We start from the raw sequence: 21,229 nt of genomic DNA, 5'->3' as shown, positions 1-21,229 counted from the left end.
GAGTTCGTGGCTGTGTCCACCTACCTGTACCGACTGTCCCGATGGTGCTTCCGGCACCGCTGGGCGACCCTGGCGTCCTGGATCCTGATCGTCACCGTGGCCGTCCTGGGCGCTCAGGCCGCCGGCGGCAGGACCGACGACAATTTCTCCATCCCCGGCACCGAGTCCCAGCAGGCCGTGAGCGTGCTGAAGGACAAGCTCCCGGCCGCCTCCGGCGCCTCCACCCAGGTCGTCTTCGCCGCCCCCGACGGGCAGGACATCACCGACGCGACCCGTCAGAAGGCGATCACCCAGGCCGTCAGGGACCTGGGCGCCCTGCCCCAGGTGACGCGGGTCGGCAACCCGTTCGAGACGAACCTCGTCTCACCGGACAAGCGGATCGCACTGGCCACCGTCACCTACGACACATCCGCCGGGGACGTCGAGGAGGCCACCGTCGACAAGCTGGAGCCGGCCACCGCCGCGGCCGAAGACGCCGACGTGAAGGTGGCGTTCTCCGGCGACGTCTACCCCCACGACGAGCCGGGCGTGAACTCCGAGGCGGTCGGCATGGTCGTCGCCCTCCTCGTCCTGCTGGTCACCTTCGGCTCGCTCGTGGCGGGCGGTATGCCCCTCGTCACCGCCCTGTTCGCCGTGGTCATCTCGATGATGAGCCTCACCATGCTCGCCGCCGTCTTCGACATCGCCTCGGCCGCCACCTCGGTGGCCACCATGCTCGGCCTGTCCTGTGGCATCGACTACGCCCTGTTCATCGTCTCGCGCCACCGTGCCAACCTGCAGGCGGGCCACAGTCCTGAAGAGGCGGCCGGCCGAGCCGCGGGCACCGCCGGAAGCTCGGTGCTGTTCGCGGGCCTGAGCGTCATCATCGCCCTGTGCGGCCTGACGGTCGTCGGTATCCCGTTCCTGAACGTGATGGGCCTGGCTGCCGCCGGCACGGTCGCCATCGGCCTGCTGATCGCGCTGACCCTGCTGCCCGCCTTCCTCGGCTTCGCCGGTGAGCGGATGGGCCGCTTCTCCCGCCTCCCCGGCCTGCGCCGTGCCCGCCCGGCGACCGAGACCGCTGTCCACGCGCCCGAGAAACTGACCGGTACCCGCTGGGCGAAGTGGGTCGTACGCCGTCGCGGCCCCGTCCTGGTCGTCGGCGTTCTGGGCCTGGGACTGATGGCCGTCCCGGCCGCGAGCATGGACCTCGGGCTGCCCGGCGCGGACGCCCGCCCCACCTCCGACACCTCCCGCCAGGCGTACGACCTGACGACGGAGCACTTCGGCCCCGGCTACAACGGCACCCTGACCATCGTTGCCGAGAACGTCGGTCAGCCCGCCCAGGCGCAGGCCATCAGCTCCGCCCTGAAGAAGCTCGACGGCGTCGCATCGGCCGACCCGGCCGCTGTCGTCAACGGCATCGCGGTGATCAACGTCGTGCCCACCACCGGCCCCAGCGACTCCGCCACCTCCGACCTGGTCCACGACATCCGCGACCGCCGCACCGAGCTGGCCGCGGGAACCGGCGCCCACCTCCTGGTCGGCGGCGCCACCGCCAGCCACATCGACATCGCGACCAAGCTGGGCGACGCCCTTCCGGTCTTCCTGCTCGTCGTCGTCGGATTCGCCTTCGTCCTGCTGACGTTCGCCTTCCGCACCATCCTCGTGCCGCTGAAGTCGATCGTGGGTTTCCTGCTCTCCACCGGCGCCGCCTTCGGCGCCCAGGTCGCCGTCTTCCAGTGGGGATGGTTCCAGGACGCGCTCGGCATCACCCCTTCCCAGACCCTGTGCTTCCTGCCGATCATCCTGCTGGCCATCATGTTCGGCCTGTCCAGTGACTACGAGATCTTCGTGGTCTCCCGCGTCAAGGAGCACTACACCCGGCACGGCGACGCCCGCGCCGCCGCCGTGACCGGCACCGGACTGTCCACCCGCGTGGTCACCGCCGCCGCCCTGATCATGGTGTCCATCTTCGTCGCCGTCATGGCCGAGACCGACCCGGTCGTCAAGGCCCTCGGCTTCAGCTTCGCCATCGGCGTCTTCCTCGACGCCTTCGTCGTCCGCCTCGCCCTGGTCCCCGCCTTCATGGCGCTCGTGGGCAGCAGGATCTGGCACCACCCCGAGTGGTACGGCCGCCTCGTACCCGACCCCGACATCGAAGGCGAAAAGCTCGAAGAGCGCCTCGGCCGCCCCAGCACCCACCGCCCCGAACAACCCGCCCCCGCCGACGCCTGACCCCACGCCGCAACCACGACAAGCCCCGGGGGCCCCGTCGAGCCCACGCTCTCGGTGGGCCCCCCGTTCGGCCTGGCTCCGCGTCCTCGCCCTCGGCATCCTCAGCGACAACGCCTCGCCGCCAGGCCGACCGCGCTGCTCGACGCGATGCTGACTGATCGTTACCGAATGCCGTGCGGCGGCTCAGAGCGTGCTTGTCACGCGTCGGGACGGTGAAGGCGCGCGAACTCGCCGTTCTGATCGGGCCGGTGAGCACCCAGGTCGTGTCGCAGATGCCGCGACGGCAGGGTCCGCCCCGAGCGCCGGAGCCCACTGCGGCCGTGTATCGCGGCATGGCACTTCTGGTCTGACAGGCGAGCGTGCGTATGCGATCGCTCTACAGGCCCGCCGCTCCTTTCGCGAGGGTTGTCAATCCACCGGCCATCGCCAGCCCGAGTACCAGCCACCGCGCTCGCTGTTCGGAAAGGCGCCCGGTGAGGCCGCGGCCGACCAGCATGCCGACGATCAGGGCGAGCGCACTCCACCCCCATTGCGCGGTGGTGAGCTGGGGCGCTCCGTGCGTGGCGACGGAGAAGACGTTGACGACGACGCCGTAGAAGAAGGCGTTCGGTACGAACTCCTGCACCAACCAGCCGGCGTTGACCGCATAGAGGGACATCGGCGGGCCGCCGGCTCCGGCGGCGGAGTTCATCATGCCTCCCAGCGCGTCCGCCGCGACCGTACCCTTCGTACCGCGCAACGCTCGCATCCGCGCGCCGCACATGACGAGCAGCACGGCAAGTGCGACCAGCGCCCCCATCACGGTGAGCAGCACCGGTTCCGCAAGGTGCCGGGTCAGCCAGGTCCCTGCCGGCACCGTGCACACGGCAGCGGCACACAACGGCACCATTGCCGCCACCCGCACGCTCCGCCACCCCTCCACCAGCCCGATAAGGCAGATCACCCCGGAGGCACAATTGGCGAGAGCTACGCCGTCCGACGGCCCGAGCAGCAGCACGAGCGCGGGCACGGCGACCAGCGCGAAACCCATCCCCGTCAGCCACTGCACACAGGCCCCGAGCAGCATGGCGCCTGCCAGGAAAATGTCGCCCTGGCATGCCTGGTGCACTCCCGGCCGTCACCCAAACATCTACGACCACCACGGCTTGAGATGCTTCTCTTCCTCCCCTGGGGAAGGGACAGCCGGGCCGGACGACACCCTCGGGCAGAAGCCCGGTCTATACCTGCAGACCTCATATCGGAGGTGCCGCGCATCCGGCCACCCGGATCGCCGGATGCTCCCTACCAGGCCCACCCGGAAGAGGATTGCTAGGAGCCGTTCGGCACACACCCTGACTAGGGATTCAGGATGGGCCAGCGCCACCGACAACAGCACCGTCAAAAGCCCCACAGAGTGCTAGCGAAGGCCAAGAACTGAGACGCAGCCGTCATGCGCCGGAAGTTTCCCGCTCAGAGCTTCACGTGGGTGAGGAAGGTGGTGCGGCTGGAGCAGGTGGTGTGCGGGAGGTAGAGCGCGTGGAGGGGCGCGTGGATGGGGGGTTCGAGGATGAGGACGTGCGCTCTGCCGCCCGCTGCGGGGCCCGGTGGTGTGGTGACGAAGGCGAGGTGGCGGGTGCCGATGACGGCTGTGATGGGGGGTGTGCCTTGGCGGGCGGTGCGTTCTGTGTTCGGTTCGAAGCCGCCGTTGCGGCAGTGGTCGATGAGGAGGTCGGTGTAGCCGGAGCGGCCGGGAGCGCCCCAGATGAGGAAGGTCTCGTGGGCGAGTTCGGGCAGGGTTACGGATGTGCGGGCAGCCAGGGGGTGGTCGCAGGCGACGGCGATGTGCAGGCGATGGTGGCCGAGGGTGGTGCGGGTCAGACCGTGCGTGGGCTTCATGGCGCGGCACAGGCCGATGTCGAGGTCACCGGCGAGCAGCGCGTCGGTCAGCTCGGAAGGGTAGCGCTGGTGGATCTCGGGGGCGAGGTCGAGGTGGGCTTCGGTCACCGGTGCGAGCAGAGTGACGAGTTCGTCGCCGGTGACGGCGGGAGTGTAGCCGATACGCAGGGCCTGGGTCTCGCCGCGCCCGATCTGCCGGGCGCGGTGCAGGGCCGCGCGTGCCACGCCGTTGAGGACCCGGGCGTCCTCGATCAGGGCCGCTCCGGCGGGCAATACGGTGACGCCCGCGCTGCCGCGCTCCAGCAGCGGAACCCCGACTTCGCGTTCGAGGACCCGGATGGAGGTGGACAGGGCCTGCTGGGACAGGTGAAGCCGAGCGGCAGCGCGGGTGAGGCTGCCTTCCTCGGCGACGGCGATCAGGTGGTCGAGTTTGTTCAGGTCGAGGCGCACCTCAACGCCCTTCGGCTCGATGGCGGACGGTAAAGAGGTTGGCTGCCAGCGTGACGGCCACCGCCAGGCCCATGCCCAGAACGGCGCCACCGATTCCCAGGGCGGGTGCGCTGAAGCCCAGAGCCAGCACCACGAGTGCACCGGCGAGGACCAGCAGGGCGTGTCCCACCGCTCCGGTACGGGTGGCCCGGTGCAGCGCCCCCAGCATCAGGAGCACGAGCACCACGGGGACGGCGACCGACATGGTCTGCGGCGAGGGCGTGATGAAGCTGGGCCGCGGCCTGGGAGACGGCGACCACGAAGGTCAGGTCGAACAACAGCTCCAGCGGCGTCGACGCCCGGTGCCCCTCTCTCGGATCCCGTCCACGCATCACCCGCCGCAGCGGTCCGGTCGGGGCAGCATTAGCCTCACCGCTCATCACGTCCTCCTTCCGCAGTCGGTCGACGTCACTGATCGCCCCCTCCTTCCTGCCCGGTCGTGACGCCACAGGCACAGGCGCCGAGCGCCCAGCGCCCAGCGCCCAGCGCCCAGCGCCCAGCGCCCAGCGCGGGATCGACGGCCTGGATGGCACTGACGTTGTGCTGCACGTACCCCCCGGGTACCGCCGGCCGGCCCACCCGCCGGCCGCGAGCTGAGCCGGTGAGCGAGCCATGCTCCCGGGCGGGGGCTCCCATGGGAGCCCCGTACCCCCATGGCAGAAGAAGACCGCGTCAGGCTTGGCCGGTCTCGAAGCGGCTGACCCGTTCATCCGTGACGGTGCAGGCCCACCGCGTGCGCATACTGCCCCAGGTGGCGTTGGTATACGTGGCCGTCAGGGTCCGGCCGTGGGCGGAGACGTCCTCGATGTCCATGCGGCCGCTGGAGGAGAAGATCTCACGCTCCGCCCACGCCGTGAGGTCACGGTCGGTGCCGTCGTCGGACATGGTGGCGTCGTCGGTCAGCGCGGCGAAGAAGGCGTCCTTGTTGCCGGCGTTGACGGCTGCGACGAAGGCGGCCACCGCGGGGTCACGCGGATGTGCAGTCATCACGGCCTCCTAGTGTTTCGCGCGAGGCGCCGACGCGGGCGAACCCGGCCGTGCCCGGGGCCGGCCGGGACACCCGCGTCGGGAGGCCATTCAGCGGGTGGTGTAGCCGCCGTTGGGGAACATCGTCTGACCGGTGAACCACCAGCCTTCGGTGGCCAGGAACCGGATGATCGGGACGATGTCCTCAATGTGGGTGAGTTGATTGCCCATCGCCTGCGACTTGTGGAACTCCACCCGCTCCGGGGTCTCCTGACCGTAGAAGAACGGCGTGTCCATCGGCCCCGGGGCCACCATGTTCACCGAAATCCCGCGGTCCGCGAACTCCTTGGCCGCCGCCCGGGTGAAGTGCTCCAGCGGCGCCTTGCCGCCAGCGTAGGTGGAGTAACCGTCGGTGAAGGCAGCCAGCAGCGACGTGCCGACACTGATGATCTTGCCGTGGTCGTTCAGCCGGCGTCCGGCCTCCTGAATGAAGAAGTACGCCGCCTTGGCGTTGACGCCGAACATGCGGTCGTACTCTTCCTCGGTGGTGTCCAGGATCGGCTTGCGCAGTACCATCCCGGTGGTGTTGACCGCGATGTCGGCGCCGCCGTAGGTGTCCACGGCCGTGTCGAAGAGCCGCCTCACGTCGGCGACCTTCGTCAGGTCCCCCTGGACGGAGACGGCCTGCCCTCCGGCCTGCTGGATCGCCTTGACCGTCTGCTGGGCATCGCTGTCGGAGCTGTGGTAGTGCACGACCACCTTCGCCCCGGCCTCCGTGAATGTCCTGCTGATCAGCCCGCCCAGGTTCTTCTCTCCACCGCCGACGACGGCGACCTTGTCCCGCAGCGTGTTCTCGGTCATGCTCCGCACTCCCTCACGTCCTTGTCGGCGATCGTCTTGATCACGTTCCACAGACGACCCTAGGCGGATATTCCGGGCATCGGGTAACAGAAGTTCTGGGTCGCTCCACAAGCATCATCGGTACCCCCAGTCAGCGGATCGGTGCACCGGAGAGCGGCTAAGAGGTCCTAACAAAGGCGTCGAACGTGGCGGTGGGTGATCAGGCAGACGGCGAGGCCGAGGAATGCTTCGTGGATGTCGTCGCGTCCTTCCCAGCGGATGCGCAGGCGGCGGAAGCCGTGCAGCCAGGCGATGGTGCGCTCGACGACGTAGCGGAAGATGCCCAGGCCAGTGCCGTGCGGCTCGCCCCGTCTCGCGATCACGGGGCGGATCCCGCGCTGCCAGAGCAAACGGCGGTACTTGTCGTGGTCGTAGCCGCGGTCGGCCAGCAGTGCGTCGGGGCGACGGCGGGGTCTGCCGACCCGGCCCGCGACGGCGGGAATCTTGTCGAGCAGCGGCTCGAGCTGGGTGACGTCGTTGCGGTTTCCGCCGGTCAGCGACACCGCGAGCGGGACGCCCTGTCCGTCGACGATGAGGCGGTGCTCGCTGCCCGGACGTGCGCGGTCGACCGGGCTGGGCCCGCTTTTGGGCCCCGTCGGGCGGCCCGCACGTGCGAGGAGTCGATCACCGCCCGTTCCCAGTCCAGCTGGTTCTTCGACCGCAGCTCGTTCAGCAGCAGCCGGTGGAGCTGGTCCCAGACGCGGTCTCGTTCCAGGCCGCAAGACGCCGCCAGCAGGTCATCCCCGAGCCGAAGCCGAGCTCCTGGGGCAGGTACTCCCACTGGATGCCGGTGTGCAGGACGAAGAGGATCCCCGACAGGGCCTGGCGGTCCGGCACCCGCAGTCTGCCCTCGACCTTCTTCGGACCCGGCTTCGGCAACAACGGCTCGATCAGCGACCACAGTTCATCCGACACGACCCACGGCCGCGACTGACGGTTTCCCATACCCAGACCTACGAGCAGAGAGGCCGACAGCCTCATGATCAGCAGCTTTTGTTAGAGCCAGTTACTGAGGTTGTAGTCGTGGTGTCGTTGGTGTGAGTCCGGTTCCGGTGAGGCATCCGTCGATGATGTCGCTGCGGTATTGGATCTGGCGGAGGCCGTGTCGGAGCCGGCGTATGAGGTGGCTCGGGTCGGTGAAGGCCGTGTTGGCCTGGGTGGTTCGGCGGAGGACCGACCAGATCCCTTCCACAGGGTTGAGGTCGGGTGCGCAAGACGGCAGGTGGTAGACGTTGAGCCAGTCCTGCGCGTCGATGAAGGCCCGCATGCGGCGGTCTTTGTGGACGTTCAAGTTGTCCCAGATGAGGACGATGGGTGCGTCGAGTTGCTGGTGGGCGGCGATGAGCAGGTCGCGGTATTCGGTCCGCGCGAAGCTCTTGCGGCCTGCGCTCGTGTGATCTGCATGCCGTCTGGGCCGGTAGATGAGGCGGGAGCGCTCACCGGGTTTGTAGCAGCACAGGGCGGCAATGGAGAAGCGGCGCTGGGAACGGCCGCGGACCCGGATGACCGGTGTGGTCCCGCGTCGGCTCCAGGTGCGTGAGGTAGGCGGCGTCATCGAGAACCCGGCTTCGTCCTCGAAGACGATCCAGGCCCCGAGCGCCGCCGCGGTGTTTCCACGTGCGGCCATACATCCTTCACCCAGCCGGCCACCGCGGCTTCGTCGCGCTCGGCCGCACGACGGGCCGGAACCTGATGACTCCACCCATGACGCCGCAGCATCTGCGACATCCCCGACAGCGTCATCGACTTGTGAAACCGCCGACCGATCAGGGTCTTGATCCTGGCCAGTGTCCATCTCTGGTCGGGCCAGCCATGCGCGACCGGCCCCTTCGACAGCTCCTCCTCGAGCGCGGCGAGCAGTGCGTCGCTCGGCTTGGGCCTGGGCGCCGGGCCACAAAAGCGAACCCCGTCCCAGCTGGCCGCGTTCCAGGCCTACCGCCACCGCTGGACTGACCGAACACTGACCCGTAACTCCTCCGCGATGTCCGTGCTGCCCCGCCCCTCAGTGAACATCGCCGCTGCTTCCATCCGGACCCGCTCGCGGAACGCGCCCCTCCGCGGTCAGACCCCCACCCTGCGGATTCCTCATACACCCGGCACACCGCGACGATCACCAATCGTCAGCCCCTACGACAACCCGCCTCCAGGTCAGTAATAAGCCTACTCATCCGTTGGGTGGCTTCTCAGGACCCGGTGCCCTTGATCCAGGTTCGTCACGGCAGGCATACAGGCCCCGAGACGGGCCACTGTCGTCTGCCTCGCCGGACGAGCCGCCCTCGACGCCTGGCTGCGTCCTGCGGAAGGAGAGCAGGAGTGCGAGCGCGCATCCGCAGGTGATCGCCCAGTCGGCGAGGTTCATGACACTGAAGCCACGGACCGCGATGAAGTCGACCACTGCTCCCTGCATGCCGCCAGGGGAACGGAAGAGTCGGTCCGTCAGATTTCCGAGCGCTCCACCCAACAGCAGTCCCAGGGAGATCGCCCACGGCGTGCTGGCCAGGCTGCGCGACATCCGAGCGACGGCGAAGACGACGGCCGCGGCGATCAGAGTGAAGACGATGGTCGCCTCAGGGCCGAGGCCGAAAGCCGCGCCGGGGTTGCGCTGCGCCCGCAGGACCAACCAGGTCCCGATCAGCGGCACGGGCGTATGCCCCTCGAGCCTCATGACCACTGCGACTTTGCTTGCCAGATCAACAGCGTACACAGTGGCCGCGACCACCCACAGCACCCATACGCGCCCGGACGCAGGCAACGCAGTGCCCCTCATCACGTCGCTCGTCGTCACGCTCGGTCTCCTCGCCGTCCTGGCCCAGCCGCACCGCAGGCGGTGCTTTCCTCCAAGGAAAGTACCTAGTATTTTCCTTGGAGGAAAGCACCTGGAGCGATCCCTGCCCATCCCCTTGAGTCATACGAGAACCAGGCCATCAGCGGCCACGCGCCCGAAAGCGAGACAGTTCCGTGGACCCCGTCGACGCACAGAACGCACTGGACGACATCCACCGTCGCGGTGAGCAGTCCCGTGACGCGTACTTCCGGTTCGGACACTCCCGCACCACTGTGCAACTGCTGGCTCTGTCCGTCTTCCTGCCCTTCGCCTCCTTCGACCTGCCCAACCCCTGGGGAGGGGCAGTGGTCCTCCCGGAGGTGGCACTCGTCTTGATCATGCTGGTGGCATACCTGCGTCACGCGCCGGTACGCCGATCCATCACCACCCGCGAAGCAGCCCTCGGTGCGGCGGCCGGCATCGCTCTCATGACTGCCTTCAAAGGACTGGCGACCGCGGCGCGAGTGGGCGGTGTCCCCGCCCCGCACACGGCCGCAGCAGCCCTGCTCTGCACGGCCGGAGCCGCCTGCCTGATCCTGGCCGGTCGCCGAGGCCGACCATAATGGACGCCTCCTTCGACGAGTTCCTGCACGTACCGGCACGGCTGGCTGTCGTCGCACTGCTGGCGCCGATCAGCTGGGCCGACTTCCCATTCGTCCGGGACTCGGTCGGAACCAGCGACTCCGCGCTCTCCAAACAGCTGTCCACGCTCGCCACCAAGGGCTACGTCGAGCTCCGCAAACAAAAGACCCACCGCGCCCAGCGCACCCTGGTCCGTCTCACCCCCGAGGGACGCGACGCGTTCCGCAGGCACGCCCTGGCACTCGAACGCATCGCCGCCGCGGCCCGCGCACCCGAGCCGCACACCGCCCACCCCCCAAACTGACCACCGCGAGCCCTTGATCAAAAGCCCCGCAGACTGAAACACAGACACTGAATGCACGGCGTACGTCCTCTCCGGGGCTCTGTCCTGCAATCGGCGGCAACATAGGGTGACGGTCAGTGCAGGAGAACGGGGTGCCGAACGAGGTCGAAGCCCGCGAGGCCGCGCATCTGCCTCATGATCCGTTTGCTGCTGGTGTTGACGCCTTCTGTCCGGTCGTTGTGGTGTGGGAGAGACGTTGGCGCCGACTTCACCCTCACAGCTCTCGCGCTCCTCGCCTCGGCCGCCGCTGGCTCTGACAGCCTGGTGTACCTTTCTGGCACCCGAGCAGGATTACCCCGGCCCAGGCCGTCGACCAGGGGATTCGAAGGACTGGACTGTCCAGGACTGTCCCGGCCGCCGAAATCCGCTACCCAGGGGGTTCCCCGCTCGTGACGCTCCTGTCACCGGCCCGTGCAGCCCGCCGTACAGAGGGTGCGCCAGACTGTGTGGCGGCATGACACCTGCCGGATACCAGAGAGGCGCTTTGCGGGCTCGCTCGGTAAGGTCGTGGCCATGGAGGGCGGGAAGACTCGTAAGTGTGTCTGGTGCGAGAAGCAGTTCGCGCGGCGTTCGGTGTGGCGGGCGAAGCGCTACTGCAAGCGATGGCACCAATGCGTCCACTACGGCGCGGTGTTGGTGGGTAGCCTGTTCTCCTGAGAGGGCGCAAGGTCATCGCTCCCTCCATCGTCGCCACCGGGCCGCGGAGTTCGAGGAGTTCCTCGCCGAACTCGACAACCAGGTCCCCGCCGACCTCCAGGTCCAACTGATCCTCGACAACTACGCGCCCCACAAGACGCCGGACATCAAGAAGTGGCTGCTGGGCGCATCCACGGTTCCACCGGCACTTCACGCCGACCAGCGCGTCCTGGCTGAACCTGGTCGAGCGGCGGTTCGCCGAACTCACACAGAAGAGGCTCAAACGCCGTGTCCACCGCTCCGTCCAGGCCCTCGAACACCACATCAGGTCCTGGCTCGCCGACTGGAACGAACACCCCAGACTCTTCACCCGGACGAAGACCGCCGACGAGGTCCTCGAAATCTATAAGCGGCATCGCCGCTGGTCAGCGGATGGAACGTGGAAGATGCTCCTGTCTGACGGTTCTCTTGGTCGAGAACCCATCTACCAGGCGCTCTACTTGCCTGTCAGCTTAACCACCAAGCCCGTCCGCCAGACTGAAGGACCAGCGTGTAGGCCACAGCAGGGAGTTGAGTTGTTACGTTGTGAGGCGGTCGGCAAACAATGCGGCAGAGGACGATGGATCCTCCGTGAGGTGGACATGGAGGTCGCGACCGGTGACGTCCTCGCGGTGGTCGGCGGCAATGGTTCGGGGAAGTCGACCCTGCTGAGGATCCTCGTCGGGCTGTCGCAACCCACCACCGGGAGCGTGTCGGGCCGACCACCGCATATCGGTTACGTACCGGACCGCTTCACCGTCCACGATCGCATCTCGGCGATCTCCTATCTCACTCACATGGGGCGTATCCGTGGCCTGTCGGCCTCCGCCGCCCGTGCTCGAGGCCATCACCTGCTGGAGCGGCTGTCCCTGATGGGCGGGCTGAACGCACCGCTGCGCACGCTGTCGAAGGGCAACGCGCAGAAGGTGGCGCTCGCCCAGGCCCTCCTCATCCCGCCCGACCTGCTGGTCCTCGACGAACCCTGGTCGGGTCTGGATGCCTCGGCCCACGGTGTCCTCGCCGAGTTCATCGACGAAGTGGCCGTACAGGGCGGGGCGGTGGTCTTCACCGACCACCGCGAGGCGATCACCGAGACGCACGCCCGCGGCGCGTACACCATCAGCGACGGCCGGGTCACCTTGCACGGCGGCCGACACGCCAGGAGGCGCACCTCGATGGCCGAGCTGGTCCTGACCGTGCCGCCCACCGGCGTCATGCCGATCGAGGTGAACTGGTCCGTGCTGCCGGGGGTGACGGACACCGCCCGGCGCGGCGGGGAGGTCGTCCTGCGGGTGGCGCGGGAGCACTCGGACGCCGTACTGCTGACGGCACTGCAGCACCGATGGTCGGTGGCCAGCCTGACGGAGGCCGCGGACGAACACCGTTCCCGGGCCGATGCGCGGGGGACCACCCTGTGATCGCCCTGGTCCGCTACATGTCCACGGTGCTGCTGCTCTCCCAGCGCTACCTCGCGCCGCTGCTGCTGTTCCTCGGCCTGGTGGCCGTGCTGACCAGCAGCGACACCGGCCCGCTCACCGCGACCTACGCCTCGGTGGCCGGGGCCATGCTGCCGTGCTCGGTCTGGCTGACCATGACACTGACCGGTCTCGAGGACCAGGCGCACCGCTCGATCGTCGTCGTCACTGCCGGCGGCCCTCTACGCGTCCTGCTCGCGACGGCCGGGACGGCCGCCCTGTGGTGCCTGCTGCTGACGGCTGCCGGCCTGGTGCTGCCGCTGCTGTTCGGAAACCACACCCCCGGCCTCGCGGATCTGGCGCTGGGGACCGCGGCCCAACTCACCTGCGCCTTCACCGGCATGGCCATCGGACTGGTCTGCTCGCGGCTGGTGTTCCGACGCCAGGGCTACGCGCTCGTCCTCGCCTTGGCGCTCCTGCTGGCCGTGCTGCTGGGCAAGGGCGTTTCCCCGGTCAACATCCTGCTCACCCACCTGCAGAACGCATCGGACTCGGCGGACGCCCTGGCGCCCACGGGGTCCCTGCTCGCCATCACCGCGGGCTTCTTGGCGGCCGCAGTTGCCATGACACAGGCGATCACCCGAAGAAAGGCATGAACTCTGCGGCGGGGCGCCCGCCCCAGCGCCGGCTACGCAGCGCCGTCCAGCAGAACGCATGCCCCGCCGTCCTGGCCGCTTCGGTGAGCATGGGGGCGAAAGCTGCCAGGAGCTCGACGCCTCGGTGAGGTAGCGGTCGGCAATGGGCCGATGCCGAACCCGGCCGCGAATCCATTGCACGGGTGGAGGAGGGTGAGCAGGGGTTGCCGGCCAGCTCTCAGGCGCCTCCAGCGGACTTCCGATCGACCGTCAGCGCACGCGTAAGCGGGGCCTACTGAACTGCCCATGAGTCAGGTTGGGAAAGGTTCACGAGCTCGTTGGCGTCACGTAATACCCCAGGGACCCTGAGTTGACCCGGCCCTGGCCACGTCTGTCAGACTGCTTGGATGATCGTCAGACCCGCGCAGGAGCGTGACTTCCCGAGCTTTCTTGCCCTGGCTGCCCAGGTCGAGCACTGGTTCGGCCCAATGGTCGAGGAACCTGGCTTCCATGACGCCGTGAAAGATCATATTCGTCGCTCGACGGCGCTCGTTGCCGTCTCTGCAGGATCAGGCGTCCTCGGCGGGTTGTTGTTCGGCGCGAAGGCGCCTGTCTTTCACGTCAATTGGTTGGTGGTTTCGGAAGAGGGCCGCGGCAGCGGCGTCGGGCGCGCGCTGATGGATGAGGCGGCATGCAGGTTCGTGCGGGGGCCTGGCACCATCGAAGTGGTCACCTTCGGAGCCGACCATCCAGGTGCTGCTTCCAGCGGGGCTCGCGTCTTCTATGAGTCGCTGGGCTTCACTCCCGCTGAGGCGGCAGAACCAGGGCCGGAAGGCGGGTCACGGCAGATCTATCGTCGGCCCGTCTCCAGAACAACGTGACCTTGGTATGCCACGATCTGCCCGGGGCTGAGTCACGTAACTTCCCAGCCTGGCTCTCAGCGAGACTACTTGAGTGCCGGCTCAGTCGGCTTGCCAGCTGTCGCCTACAGCCGCTTGCTGGGCCGATAGCTCGGCCCCTTCATGGTGGCTGTTGCTGGTGTTGATGACGCGGACAAGAAGCGACACGGCGACGACGGGATTTGGGAAGAGGGGATACCAGTCGCTGGGCGCGCGGTTGCTGCTGATGATCAGAATCGGCCCTGACGCGCGGAGACGAGTGGGTAGAGGCCGTCGGCCTGGCCGGCGTTCAGCTGCCCCATGGCGAACTCGTCGAAGAGGAGGACGTCGAACCGGACGAGTTGGCCCAGGCGCTTGTCCCGCGTTGAGCCTATGCGGGCGAGGTGGCCGGCGAGGGCGTCTCGACGATCTCGCCGTTGCGCGGGACGCCGATGCCGCGCCAGGTGAAGGGGACGCCCCGGGCCGTGTCCGGGTCGGGGCCGTCCATCAGCTGGAAGTGCACGTGCGGCTCGGTGGAGTTGCCGGAGTTCCCGCACCGGGCGACCACCTGCCCGGCGCGGACGCGCTCGCCCTCGCGGACGGTGAGCGCCGTGCTGCCACTCGTACCGCTCCCCGGTCGGCAGCCGCACCGCGCCGGTGAACAGGACGCCTCCGGTCGCCGCCCCCATCCCGGTGAGCTGCTCCCTCAGTCCTTCCAGGGCCCAGAAGTCGCCCTCCTGGGGCCCGGGGGCGGGCCGGTCGGCGGCCTCCAGGGCGGCGAGGCGCCGTTCGAGGTCGGCCACGCGTTGTTCCAGGTGCTCCACGCCTTTGAGATTACGTAAGTTCGTAATTCCACGCAAGCGCGTTCCCGCCGGACACGCGAAAGGGCCGTCCGGAACGCTCCGGACGCCCCCCCCCACGTACGTCGTACCGCTGCTACCCGAGCAGCCCCGGGATCGTCCCCTCGTGACCCTCCGGGCTTCTTGGGCACCCCCGCACACAACCTCCCGAACGCGAAGATTGAAAAGATCGACACCCGGGCGCCGCACACACGCCACCACCGCCGGGACCAAGGCCGTGGTCGCCTACCCCCGAACTCCATACGACGCCACGCGCGCTCACCGCAGCGTTCTTCAACCTCATCACCCGGCCGGCCGTCCGACCGCTGTGACGGCACCCGAAGCCGGCCATGTCCTTGCTCACCGAGAGCGACATTGACGGACGACCGTCTACAGCCGGTAACCGAGCAGAACACGGAAGGCGGATGGCGATGAAGCGCCTCGAGCTGGTAGTCATCCAACTCGAAGAGGTCAAGCGACTCACCGGGATCGCAGAGGTCCCGCAGCTGCGGCCTGCCCACATCCTGCCCCATGCTCCGAACTGCGGCGTTCCGCGTGCAGCCCCGCCTCCGCTCCTGCCGGGCCCGACTGGCGGAGACGCGGCGCCTTCAGAGACGACCCTCAGACCGCCTTGCGGGCGTAGGGGTAGGAGCTGTGCATGGTGAGGAAATGGATGTCGAGGTCGGTCTCGAGGTAGTCCATACGCGACTCCCAGAAGGCCCGCATGTGAGGGAGGGCCAGGTGAGCATCGAGATCGGCCTGGGAGCGCCACGCCTCGTAGAAGACGAAGACACCGGGTTCACCCTGGTCTTCGTGGAAGTGGTACTCCAGGCATCCGGGTTCCTGCCGGGTCGGCTCGACGAATGAGAGCAGGAGCTGTTTCAGCTCTTCGGTGCGCTCCGGCTTGGGTCGGGCAGTACCTACGAGCGTGAACGGCTGGGGCATGGAGCTCGCCTCTCGGCTAGGTATGAAGAAGATCGTACTTTCAGCACGCTAGTAGACCAAGGTACGATGCAAATCGTACCTACAGTAGGCAAGCGATGAAAGCCACTTCGCCGCCAGAGTCGCGGCTGCACCTTTCAACTCGTGATGTCGTCTTCGGTGATCAGGGGCTGATGGTCAGTCCTGTCTCGGTGAAGCAGCCGTCTATGAGGTGGCTGGGTACTGGATGTGGCCGAGTCCAACAGGTCAACGCTGCGATGTAGGTCCTGTATGGCGGCTCCCTGCCTGCGATTTTGGAGTTCAAGGGCGGTTTCCCTACCTTGCAACGAGTCACATGTCGGCCTCGGCGCAGCGGTGCGGTGCGGTGCGCAACGCGACGGGCCGACGGGGTCCTCAGGGTGAGCCGGGAGTTCGGGTGCGTGCCGGGGCAGCCCCGCGCCCACGAGGGGCGGGGCTGCCTTTCTCTCTTCCTCGCTTCCAGGTTCTACGAACCGAAGGGCTTCCTCCGGGGCCTCACTGTCAGCCGTGAGCCGTGGGTCGGTTAGTCAGTGAGCTGTTTCAGAGTGGCCACCGATGGAGTGACGGCGTCGAGGTCACAACGCACGAGGCACCCGCGCCGTTGAGGGAGGTGTTCGAAGTCTCAACTAGTCAGCGCGGGTGCCTCGTTGATTCGCCATCCTGTCGTACTCGACCTCCCGCATGCACTGGTCGAGTGGGTCACCATGCTCATCGTCACCCGTGAGGGTGACCGCCCCTGCAAGCTCCCTCCGCACCAGCGTGCCCCGGTCCCCTTGGTGTACCTGCGTAAGAACGAACCCCTGTCCCAGATCACCGCCGCCTTCGGGATCTCCGTCGGTACCGCACACGCCTGCACCACCGCGGTCATCGGCCTGCTCGCCGAGCATGCCCCGGGACTGCTGAAGGTCTTACGTGAGACCGACCCGTCCACGACCGCGACGTCCTTCCGTCTTCACTGACAACTATATGTACAACTTAACTGTACAACCGGGTGATGGAAACACGGCTAGGATGCCTCCGCGCCGCGTTGTCCCAGGAGGTGTTGCCCAAGGCGACCTTCGCCAGCCTGCGCGCCCATCGTGAGCGGTTCGGCGCCGACGGCGTCTTCGTCGCCCACACCGGCTGCCTGGCCGGCTATCTCTTCGCCTCGCGCCCAGGGGCCGGGGCCAAGTCCGAGCTCTCCGCGTTCTTCCACTCGCTCGGCCACCAGTGCACCTTCGCCCAAGGAGGCTACGGGTGATCCACCCCCACATCGCCGACGCCCTGAAGGTCCCGGACCTCGTCCGGCTCACCGACGGCCTGGTCCTGTTGCGGTTCGAGTCGATGAAGATCTACTCGGCCCTTGCCGCCGTCCGTCATCTGCTGGAGCGGGGCACGGTCCGTCCGGGTCAGACCCTGATCGACAGCTCCAGCGGCATCTACGCCTACGCCCTCGCCCTGGCCTGCCACCGGTACAGCATGCGGTGCCACATCGTCGCGTCCACCACCGTCGATGCCACCACCCTCGCCCAACTGGAGATCCTCGGCGCCACGGTGGAACAGGTGAGACCCTCGCGCACTCTCGAACTCGACCAGGAACTGAGGGTGCGGCGGGTGCGCGAGATACTCGCCGAGCATCCCGGGCACCACTGGATGCGCCAGTACCACGACGACGTCCACTACCTCGGCTACCAGGAAGTCGCCGACCGGATCACGGCGGAATTCCCGGCCGTACCGCTGACCGTCGTCGGCGGGGTGGGTTCCGGAGCCTCGACCGGAGGCATCGTGGAACGCCTGCGCGTCACCGACCCCTCGGTACGTCTGGTCGGCGTCCAGCCCTTCGGGAGCGTCACCTTCGGCAGCCAGGACCATCACGATCCCGAAGCGATCATCGCCGGCATCGGCTCATCGATCGTCTTCGACAACGTCCGTCACCACCTCTACGACACCGTGCACTGGCTGGACTTCACCCACGCCATGTCCGGTGCGGTCAGCCTGCTGCGCGAACACGCGGTGTTCGCCGGGCTGTCCACCGGTGCCGGCTACCTGACGGCGACGTACGAGGCCCGTCGCCACCCCGACCGGCTGCACCTGGTGATAGGGGCCGACACCGGACACCGCTACGTGGAGCGCGTGTTCGCCCGGCACGCCGAGGCCCTGGACCCGGCCGCGCTGAAACCCCTCGAGGTCCGCACTCCGGAGGAGATGACCATGCCCTGGTCGAGGATGACGTGGCAGCGCACACCCTGTCCGGCCCCCTGGAAGGAGCGGGCGGCATGACCGTGGCCTGCCTGGAGTCACTGACCTTCGGCCTCGGCCATCTGGTCCGCGCCGCCGGCCGGCTCGGCGAGCGCCTGCTGCTCCTCACCCGGGACCCCGCCTACTACGCCTACGAGCTGGACCGGCTGCCCGACGACGCCCTCGACGTGGTCGTGACCGACACCTTCGACGTGGAACGAACCGCCGATCTGCTCCGGCGCGTCCCGGGGCTGCGCGGTCTGATCAGTTCCACCGACACCTGGACCCTGGCCGGCGCCGCCCTCACCGAACGCCTCGGCCTGCCCGGTCTCGATCCGGCCGTCCTGCGACTGACCCGGGACAAGGCCGCCGTCCGCAACAGACTGCACGACGCGGGCCTCACCCGCGGAAGGGCCGTCGACGTCGCCGAGCCGGACCGTGAGGCACGCGGGCTGCTGCTCAAGGAGGCGGGACTGCCGCTCGTACTCAAGGACACAGCGGGCACCGGGAGTCAGAACGTGTGGCTGGTCCGTGACACGGGCGAACTCGACGCGGCGCTGGCGGAGGCGTCCGGTCGGGACCTGAAGGGGCGGTTGTTCGCCGAGCCGTACTTCAGCGGTCCGGTGTACAGCGCCGAGACGCTCACCTGGGACGGTCGCACCAGGCTGCTGGGCGTCTCCAGTCGGCTCATGTCCCCGGAGCCGCACTTCCGGGAGGAGATCACCGCGTTCCCCGTCGCCTTCCCGGCCCCGCAGCGGACGTCGCTGGAGCGCCGGCTCGACCGGGTGCTCGCCGCCATCGGCTACACCGACCGGTTCGCCCACGTGGAGTTCGTGCTGACCGCCGACGGCCCGGAGGTGGTGGAGGCCAACCCCCGGATCGGGGGCGCCCTGGTCGGAGAGGGCATGTGCCGGGCGCTTGGCGTCAACGTCTACGAGGCGATGATCGAGGCCGCGCTCGGCCGCCGCCCCCGTCTCATGGAGGGGGACCTGCCCGGTGGTCCGGCCGTCGCCTTCGTCCTGGGCTATCCGGCCGCGCCCGGCGTCTTCTCCGGGGTCGCCGGGCTCGACCGGCTCACCGACATGCCGGGGACGCCCGCCTGGTACCCGGTCAAGCAGGCCGGTGACCTCATCGAGCACCTGGAGGACAGCCGCGGCTACGCGGGCATCGTGTACGCCGAGGCGGAGACCGCCGAACTCGCCACCCACCGCGCGGTGGCCGCCGCGGGCGCCCTGCGGGTACTCACCGACCCGGCCGGCCGGGAGGCGCCCGGTGGGTGAGCGAACCACCCGAGGAGCGAGTCTGCGGGCCTCGCTGCTCCCGCTCACCGGCCCGCTGCGGTTCCTCCTGCTCAGCTCGTTCCTCATTCCGCTCGGCAGCTTCATGGTCCTGCCGTTCATGTCGGTGTTCCTGCACGAACGGCTCGGGATGGGGCTCGGCACGGTCGGCGTCGTCCTGGCCGTGGCGTCGCTCGTGCAGTTCTCCGGCGGCATCGTCGGCGGAGCCCTCGCGGACCGGATCGGGCTGCGCCGCACGATGCTGTGGGCCCTGGTCGTACGCACCGCCGGTTTCGCCGGGCTCCTGCTGGCCCTGCGCTGGCCGCCCCTCGCGATCTGGGCGCTGGTCCTGACGTGCTGCGGTGCCGCGCTCTACCTGCCCGCGAACAAGGCGTACCTGGTGCACGGCGTCGACGACGAGCGCCGCCCGGCGTTCTTGTCGGCGGGCAACGCGGCACTCAACGCGGGCATGGCCGTGGGCCCGTTGATCGCCGGACCGTTCGTCCTGTCGTCGCCCGGCTGGCTGTTCGCGGCCGTCACGGCGCTGTTCCTCGCGGTCACGGCGGGACACGCACGGCTGCCGGGGACCCCCGCGGAACTCCCCACCGGATCACAGGAGACGGTTTCCTCGGGTCTCCTGGCCGGCGTGGCACTCCTGCCGTTCGCCGCCAACGCCCTGGCCTTCTACCTCTACTTCCACTTCCAGCACTTCCTGGCGGTGTACGCCGTCGAGCGCGCCTCCAGCGCGTTCTACAGCGTGGTGCTGCTGCTCTGCTTCACGCTGGTCATCGTCGTACAGCCACTGGCGTCCGGCCTGATCCGGCGCATGCCGTACGCCCTCGGCCTCGCGGTCGGCTTCGCGGGCCTGGCGGCGGGCCTGGCCGTACTGGCGGCCGGTACCCGGGCAGCACTGCTGACGGGCGGCGCGCTGATCACCCTGGGCGACATCGTGCTGTTCCTGAAGAACGACCTGGAGGCGCTGCGCCGCAGCCCCCGCTCCGACGCCGTGGTCTTCGGCCAGCAGCGGCTGGCGGCGGGCCTGGGCGCCTGCGCGAGCGGCGTGCTGGGCGGGCAGGTGTACGGCCTCGGCGAACGGGCCGGGCACACCGGCTGGTTCTGGCTGCTGGCCGCCGCCCAGTGTCTGCTGCTTCCCCCGCTTCTGCTCACGCTGCGCCGTCGCACGGCGCGGCGCCCTGTCCCCGACGGCGACCACGAAGGAGCACTGACGCGCGATGACACGGACGGGCGGATTCCAGGACGATGACTTCTGGACCGAGTTCCACGACTTCCTCTTCTCCGAGCAGCGCCACGAGCAGGCCGAGGAGCTGCTGGACACCTCTCCCCTACTGGCCTTCCCGCAGGGGTCGCGCGTGCTGGACCTGTGCTGCGGGCCGGGAGTGTTCACCGTGCCGCTCGCCCGCCGCGGCCACCGCGTGACCGGAGTGGACCTGAGCCCGGCCATGCTGGACCGGGCACGCAAGCGGTCGGCCGACGCCGGTGCCGAGGTGACGTACGTGCGGGCCGACGCCCGCGAGTACGAGGCACCGGGCGGCTTCGACGTCGTCCTCAACATGTTCACCTCCTTCGGGTACTTCGAGGATCCCGCAGACAACGCGCGTGTACTGCGCACCATGTACGCCTGTCTGGCGCCCGGCGGCACGCTCGTCCTGGACCTCGCCGGGAAGGAGCTTCTGGCCCGCAGGGTCACCCCGCCCAAGGTCGTGCGGCGGGGCGACGACCTGATGGTGCAGACCGACACCGTGCTGGACGAGTGGGCGCGGCTGCGCAGCGAGTGGGTGCTGGTCCGGGGCGAGCGGGTGACGCGGGCCACCTTGACGTGGTTCGTGTACAGCGCGGTGGAGCTGCGGCGGATGGCCGAGGAGGCCGGATTCGGCCGCGTGGAGGTCTTCGGCGGGTTCGACGGACGCCCCTACGACGAGAACGCCGAGCGGCTCGTCCTCCGGGCGGTCCGCGAAGCGTGAGGAAGGCGGGGCGTGCGGCCGGGTCCGCACGCCCTTTCACCTCCGACTCAAGGGGTCGTAGGATCATCTGGTCATCGCCGCGACGGGAGACAGGAAGCCGGTGCGAATCCGGCACGGTCCCGCCACTGTGACCGGGGAGCGCCCCTCCGACATGC

General features: G+C 68.7%; 18 protein-coding genes, 7 pseudogenes and 1 riboswitch. Of the genes and pseudogenes, 13 read left to right on the top strand and 12 right to left on the bottom strand.

Annotated elements, in window-relative coordinates; all coding sequences use genetic code 11:
* Positions 1-6 precede the first annotated feature (6 nt).
* Positions 7-2,217 carry an MMPL family transporter gene (locus IG88_RS0132935; RefSeq protein ID WP_234332413.1) on the top strand — a complete coding sequence of 737 codons (2,211 nt, stop codon included), beginning with the start codon at positions 7-9 and terminating at the stop codon, positions 2,215-2,217.
* Between the two features lie 376 nt (positions 2,218-2,593).
* On the opposite strand, the gene IG88_RS0132930 is transcribed toward IG88_RS0132935, so the two are convergent.
* The 9 genes and pseudogenes from IG88_RS0132930 to IG88_RS0132885 all read right to left on the bottom strand — a co-directional run bounded on the left by IG88_RS0132930 (position 2,594) and on the right by IG88_RS0132885 (position 9,214).
* Positions 2,594-3,283 (bottom strand): sulfite exporter TauE/SafE family protein, encoded by a 690-nt coding sequence (locus IG88_RS0132930; protein WP_037837242.1) that lies wholly within the window; start codon positions 3,281-3,283, stop codon positions 2,594-2,596.
* A 383-nt stretch (positions 3,284-3,666) separates the two neighbouring features.
* Positions 3,667-4,542 carry a LysR substrate-binding domain-containing protein gene (locus IG88_RS0132925; RefSeq protein ID WP_031049238.1) on the bottom strand — a complete coding sequence of 292 codons (876 nt, stop codon included), beginning with the start codon at positions 4,540-4,542 and terminating at the stop codon, positions 3,667-3,669.
* Position 4,543: 1 nt separating this feature from the next.
* Positions 4,544-4,786 (bottom strand): hypothetical protein, encoded by a 243-nt coding sequence (locus IG88_RS43930; protein WP_031049237.1) that lies wholly within the window; start codon positions 4,784-4,786, stop codon positions 4,544-4,546.
* 37 nt (positions 4,787-4,823) lie between these two features.
* A pseudogene (locus tag IG88_RS43925) lies at positions 4,824-4,913 on the bottom strand (hypothetical protein); the annotation flags it as partial.
* A 340-nt stretch (positions 4,914-5,253) separates the two neighbouring features.
* Entirely contained in the window at positions 5,254-5,568 is a 315-nt protein-coding gene (locus IG88_RS0132910; RefSeq protein ID WP_031049235.1) for a hypothetical protein, read from the bottom strand.
* Positions 5,569-5,658: 90 nt separating this feature from the next.
* Positions 5,659-6,408, bottom strand: a complete 750-nt coding sequence (locus tag IG88_RS0132905) for an SDR family oxidoreductase (protein WP_031049233.1) — start codon at positions 6,406-6,408, stop codon at positions 5,659-5,661.
* A gap of 167 nt (positions 6,409-6,575) precedes the next feature.
* A pseudogene (locus IG88_RS41990) lies at positions 6,576-7,392 on the bottom strand (IS5 family transposase).
* A 61-nt stretch (positions 7,393-7,453) separates the two neighbouring features.
* Positions 7,454-8,536 (bottom strand): annotated as a pseudogene (locus tag IG88_RS45370) (IS630 family transposase).
* A 75-nt stretch (positions 8,537-8,611) separates the two neighbouring features.
* Complete coding sequence (locus IG88_RS0132885; RefSeq protein ID WP_078861684.1) at positions 8,612-9,214, bottom strand: signal peptidase II; 603 nt, start codon at positions 9,212-9,214, stop codon at positions 8,612-8,614.
* 191 nt (positions 9,215-9,405) lie between these two features.
* Between IG88_RS0132885 and IG88_RS0132880 the strand changes: the two genes are divergently transcribed.
* From IG88_RS0132880 to IG88_RS41975, 6 genes and pseudogenes are all read left to right on the top strand, one after another.
* Positions 9,406-9,834 carry a hypothetical protein gene (locus tag IG88_RS0132880; protein WP_037837227.1) on the top strand — a complete coding sequence of 143 codons (429 nt, stop codon included), beginning with the start codon at positions 9,406-9,408 and terminating at the stop codon, positions 9,832-9,834.
* Positions 9,834-10,157 carry a winged helix-turn-helix domain-containing protein gene (locus IG88_RS0132875; RefSeq protein ID WP_031049223.1) on the top strand — a complete coding sequence of 108 codons (324 nt, stop codon included), beginning with the start codon at positions 9,834-9,836 and terminating at the stop codon, positions 10,155-10,157. The genes IG88_RS0132880 and IG88_RS0132875 overlap by 1 nt, the downstream gene beginning before the upstream one ends.
* Positions 10,158-10,872: 715 nt before the next feature.
* A pseudogene (locus tag IG88_RS44660) lies at positions 10,873-11,233 on the top strand (transposase); the annotation flags it as partial.
* A 234-nt stretch (positions 11,234-11,467) separates the two neighbouring features.
* The gene (locus tag IG88_RS0132865) at positions 11,468-12,289 is read left to right on the top strand and encodes an ABC transporter ATP-binding protein (RefSeq protein ID WP_031049219.1); all 822 of its coding nucleotides are present in this window, start codon (positions 11,468-11,470) and stop codon (positions 12,287-12,289) included.
* Positions 12,286-12,942 (top strand): hypothetical protein, encoded by a 657-nt coding sequence (locus IG88_RS0132860; RefSeq protein WP_031049218.1) that lies wholly within the window; start codon positions 12,286-12,288, stop codon positions 12,940-12,942. The genes IG88_RS0132865 and IG88_RS0132860 overlap by 4 nt, the downstream gene beginning before the upstream one ends.
* A gap of 386 nt (positions 12,943-13,328) precedes the next feature.
* Complete coding sequence (locus IG88_RS41975) at positions 13,329-13,802, top strand: GNAT family N-acetyltransferase (protein WP_037837221.1); 474 nt, start codon at positions 13,329-13,331, stop codon at positions 13,800-13,802.
* A gap of 388 nt (positions 13,803-14,190) precedes the next feature.
* Here IG88_RS41975 and IG88_RS41965 read toward each other — a convergent pair.
* From IG88_RS41965 to IG88_RS0132845, 3 genes and pseudogenes are all read right to left on the bottom strand, one after another.
* A pseudogene (locus IG88_RS41965) lies at positions 14,191-14,409 on the bottom strand (M23 family metallopeptidase); the annotation flags it as partial.
* Positions 14,405-14,602: pseudogene (locus IG88_RS44650) on the bottom strand (ArsR family transcriptional regulator); the annotation flags it as partial. The pseudogenes IG88_RS41965 and IG88_RS44650, both read right to left, overlap by 5 nt.
* 657 nt (positions 14,603-15,259) lie before the next feature.
* A complete protein-coding gene (locus IG88_RS0132845; RefSeq protein WP_031049216.1) occupies positions 15,260-15,583 on the bottom strand; it encodes a putative quinol monooxygenase in 324 nt (107 codons plus the stop codon).
* Positions 15,584-16,302: 719 nt separating this feature from the next.
* Between IG88_RS0132845 and IG88_RS39360 the strand changes: the two are divergent.
* The 6 genes and pseudogenes from IG88_RS39360 to IG88_RS0132815 all read left to right on the top strand — a co-directional run.
* Positions 16,303-16,524, top strand: a pseudogene (locus IG88_RS39360) (helix-turn-helix domain-containing protein); the annotation flags it as partial.
* Between the two features lie 116 nt (positions 16,525-16,640).
* A complete protein-coding gene (locus IG88_RS0132835) occupies positions 16,641-16,838 on the top strand; it encodes a hypothetical protein (RefSeq protein WP_031049211.1) in 198 nt (65 codons plus the stop codon).
* Positions 16,835-17,857, top strand: coding sequence for a cysteine synthase family protein (locus IG88_RS0132830; RefSeq protein ID WP_031049209.1), 1,023 nt, complete (start codon positions 16,835-16,837; stop codon positions 17,855-17,857). Before IG88_RS0132835 ends, IG88_RS0132830 begins: the two co-directional genes overlap by 4 nt.
* Positions 17,854-19,095: an ATP-grasp domain-containing protein gene (locus tag IG88_RS0132825; protein WP_031049208.1), complete on the top strand. Its 1,242-nt coding sequence runs from the start codon at positions 17,854-17,856 to the stop codon at positions 19,093-19,095. The genes IG88_RS0132830 and IG88_RS0132825 overlap by 4 nt, the downstream gene beginning before the upstream one ends.
* On the top strand, positions 19,088-20,356 hold the full coding sequence (locus IG88_RS0132820) for an MFS transporter (protein WP_037837220.1): 1,269 nt from the start codon (positions 19,088-19,090) through the stop codon (positions 20,354-20,356). Before IG88_RS0132825 ends, IG88_RS0132820 begins: the two co-directional genes overlap by 8 nt.
* On the top strand, positions 20,325-21,074 hold the full coding sequence (locus IG88_RS0132815) for a class I SAM-dependent methyltransferase (protein WP_031049204.1): 750 nt from the start codon (positions 20,325-20,327) through the stop codon (positions 21,072-21,074). The genes IG88_RS0132820 and IG88_RS0132815 overlap by 32 nt, the downstream gene beginning before the upstream one ends.
* Before the next feature lie 35 nt (positions 21,075-21,109).
* Positions 21,110-21,229: riboswitch (cobalamin riboswitch) on the top strand. This riboswitch is flagged as partial in the annotation.

Origin of the sequence: Streptomyces sp. NRRL F-5650, from assembly GCF_000721365.1 — a bacterium.
Classification (GTDB): Bacteria; Actinomycetota; Actinomycetes; order Streptomycetales; family Streptomycetaceae; genus Streptomyces; species Streptomyces ardesiacus.
This window is presented reverse-complemented; position numbering and strand designations above follow the sequence as displayed.

What these genes read in the sequence shown, in the direction of transcription:
- IG88_RS0132930 (WP_037837242.1), bottom strand. Translation starts at nt 3,283, where the DNA reads ATGCTGCTCGGGGCCTGTGTGCAGTGGCTGACGGGGATGGGTTTCGCG.
- IG88_RS43930 (WP_031049237.1), bottom strand. Translation starts at nt 4,786, where the DNA reads ATGTCGGTCGCCGTCCCCGTGGTGCTCGTGCTCCTGATGCTGGGGGCG.
- IG88_RS0132910 (WP_031049235.1), bottom strand. Translation starts at nt 5,568, where the DNA reads ATGACTGCACATCCGCGTGACCCCGCGGTGGCCGCCTTCGTCGCAGCC.
- IG88_RS0132905 (WP_031049233.1), bottom strand. Translation starts at nt 6,408, where the DNA reads ATGACCGAGAACACGCTGCGGGACAAGGTCGCCGTCGTCGGCGGTGGA.
- IG88_RS0132885 (WP_078861684.1), bottom strand. Translation starts at nt 9,214, where the DNA reads ATGAGGGGCACTGCGTTGCCTGCGTCCGGGCGCGTATGGGTGCTGTGG.
- IG88_RS0132875 (WP_031049223.1), top strand. Translation starts at nt 9,834, where the DNA reads ATGGACGCCTCCTTCGACGAGTTCCTGCACGTACCGGCACGGCTGGCT.
- IG88_RS41975 (WP_037837221.1), top strand. Translation starts at nt 13,329, where the DNA reads ATGATCGTCAGACCCGCGCAGGAGCGTGACTTCCCGAGCTTTCTTGCC.
- IG88_RS0132845 (WP_031049216.1), bottom strand. Translation starts at nt 15,583, where the DNA reads ATGCCCCAGCCGTTCACGCTCGTAGGTACTGCCCGACCCAAGCCGGAG.
- IG88_RS0132825 (WP_031049208.1), top strand. Translation starts at nt 17,854, where the DNA reads ATGACCGTGGCCTGCCTGGAGTCACTGACCTTCGGCCTCGGCCATCTG.
- IG88_RS0132815 (WP_031049204.1), top strand. Translation starts at nt 20,325, where the DNA reads ATGACACGGACGGGCGGATTCCAGGACGATGACTTCTGGACCGAGTTC.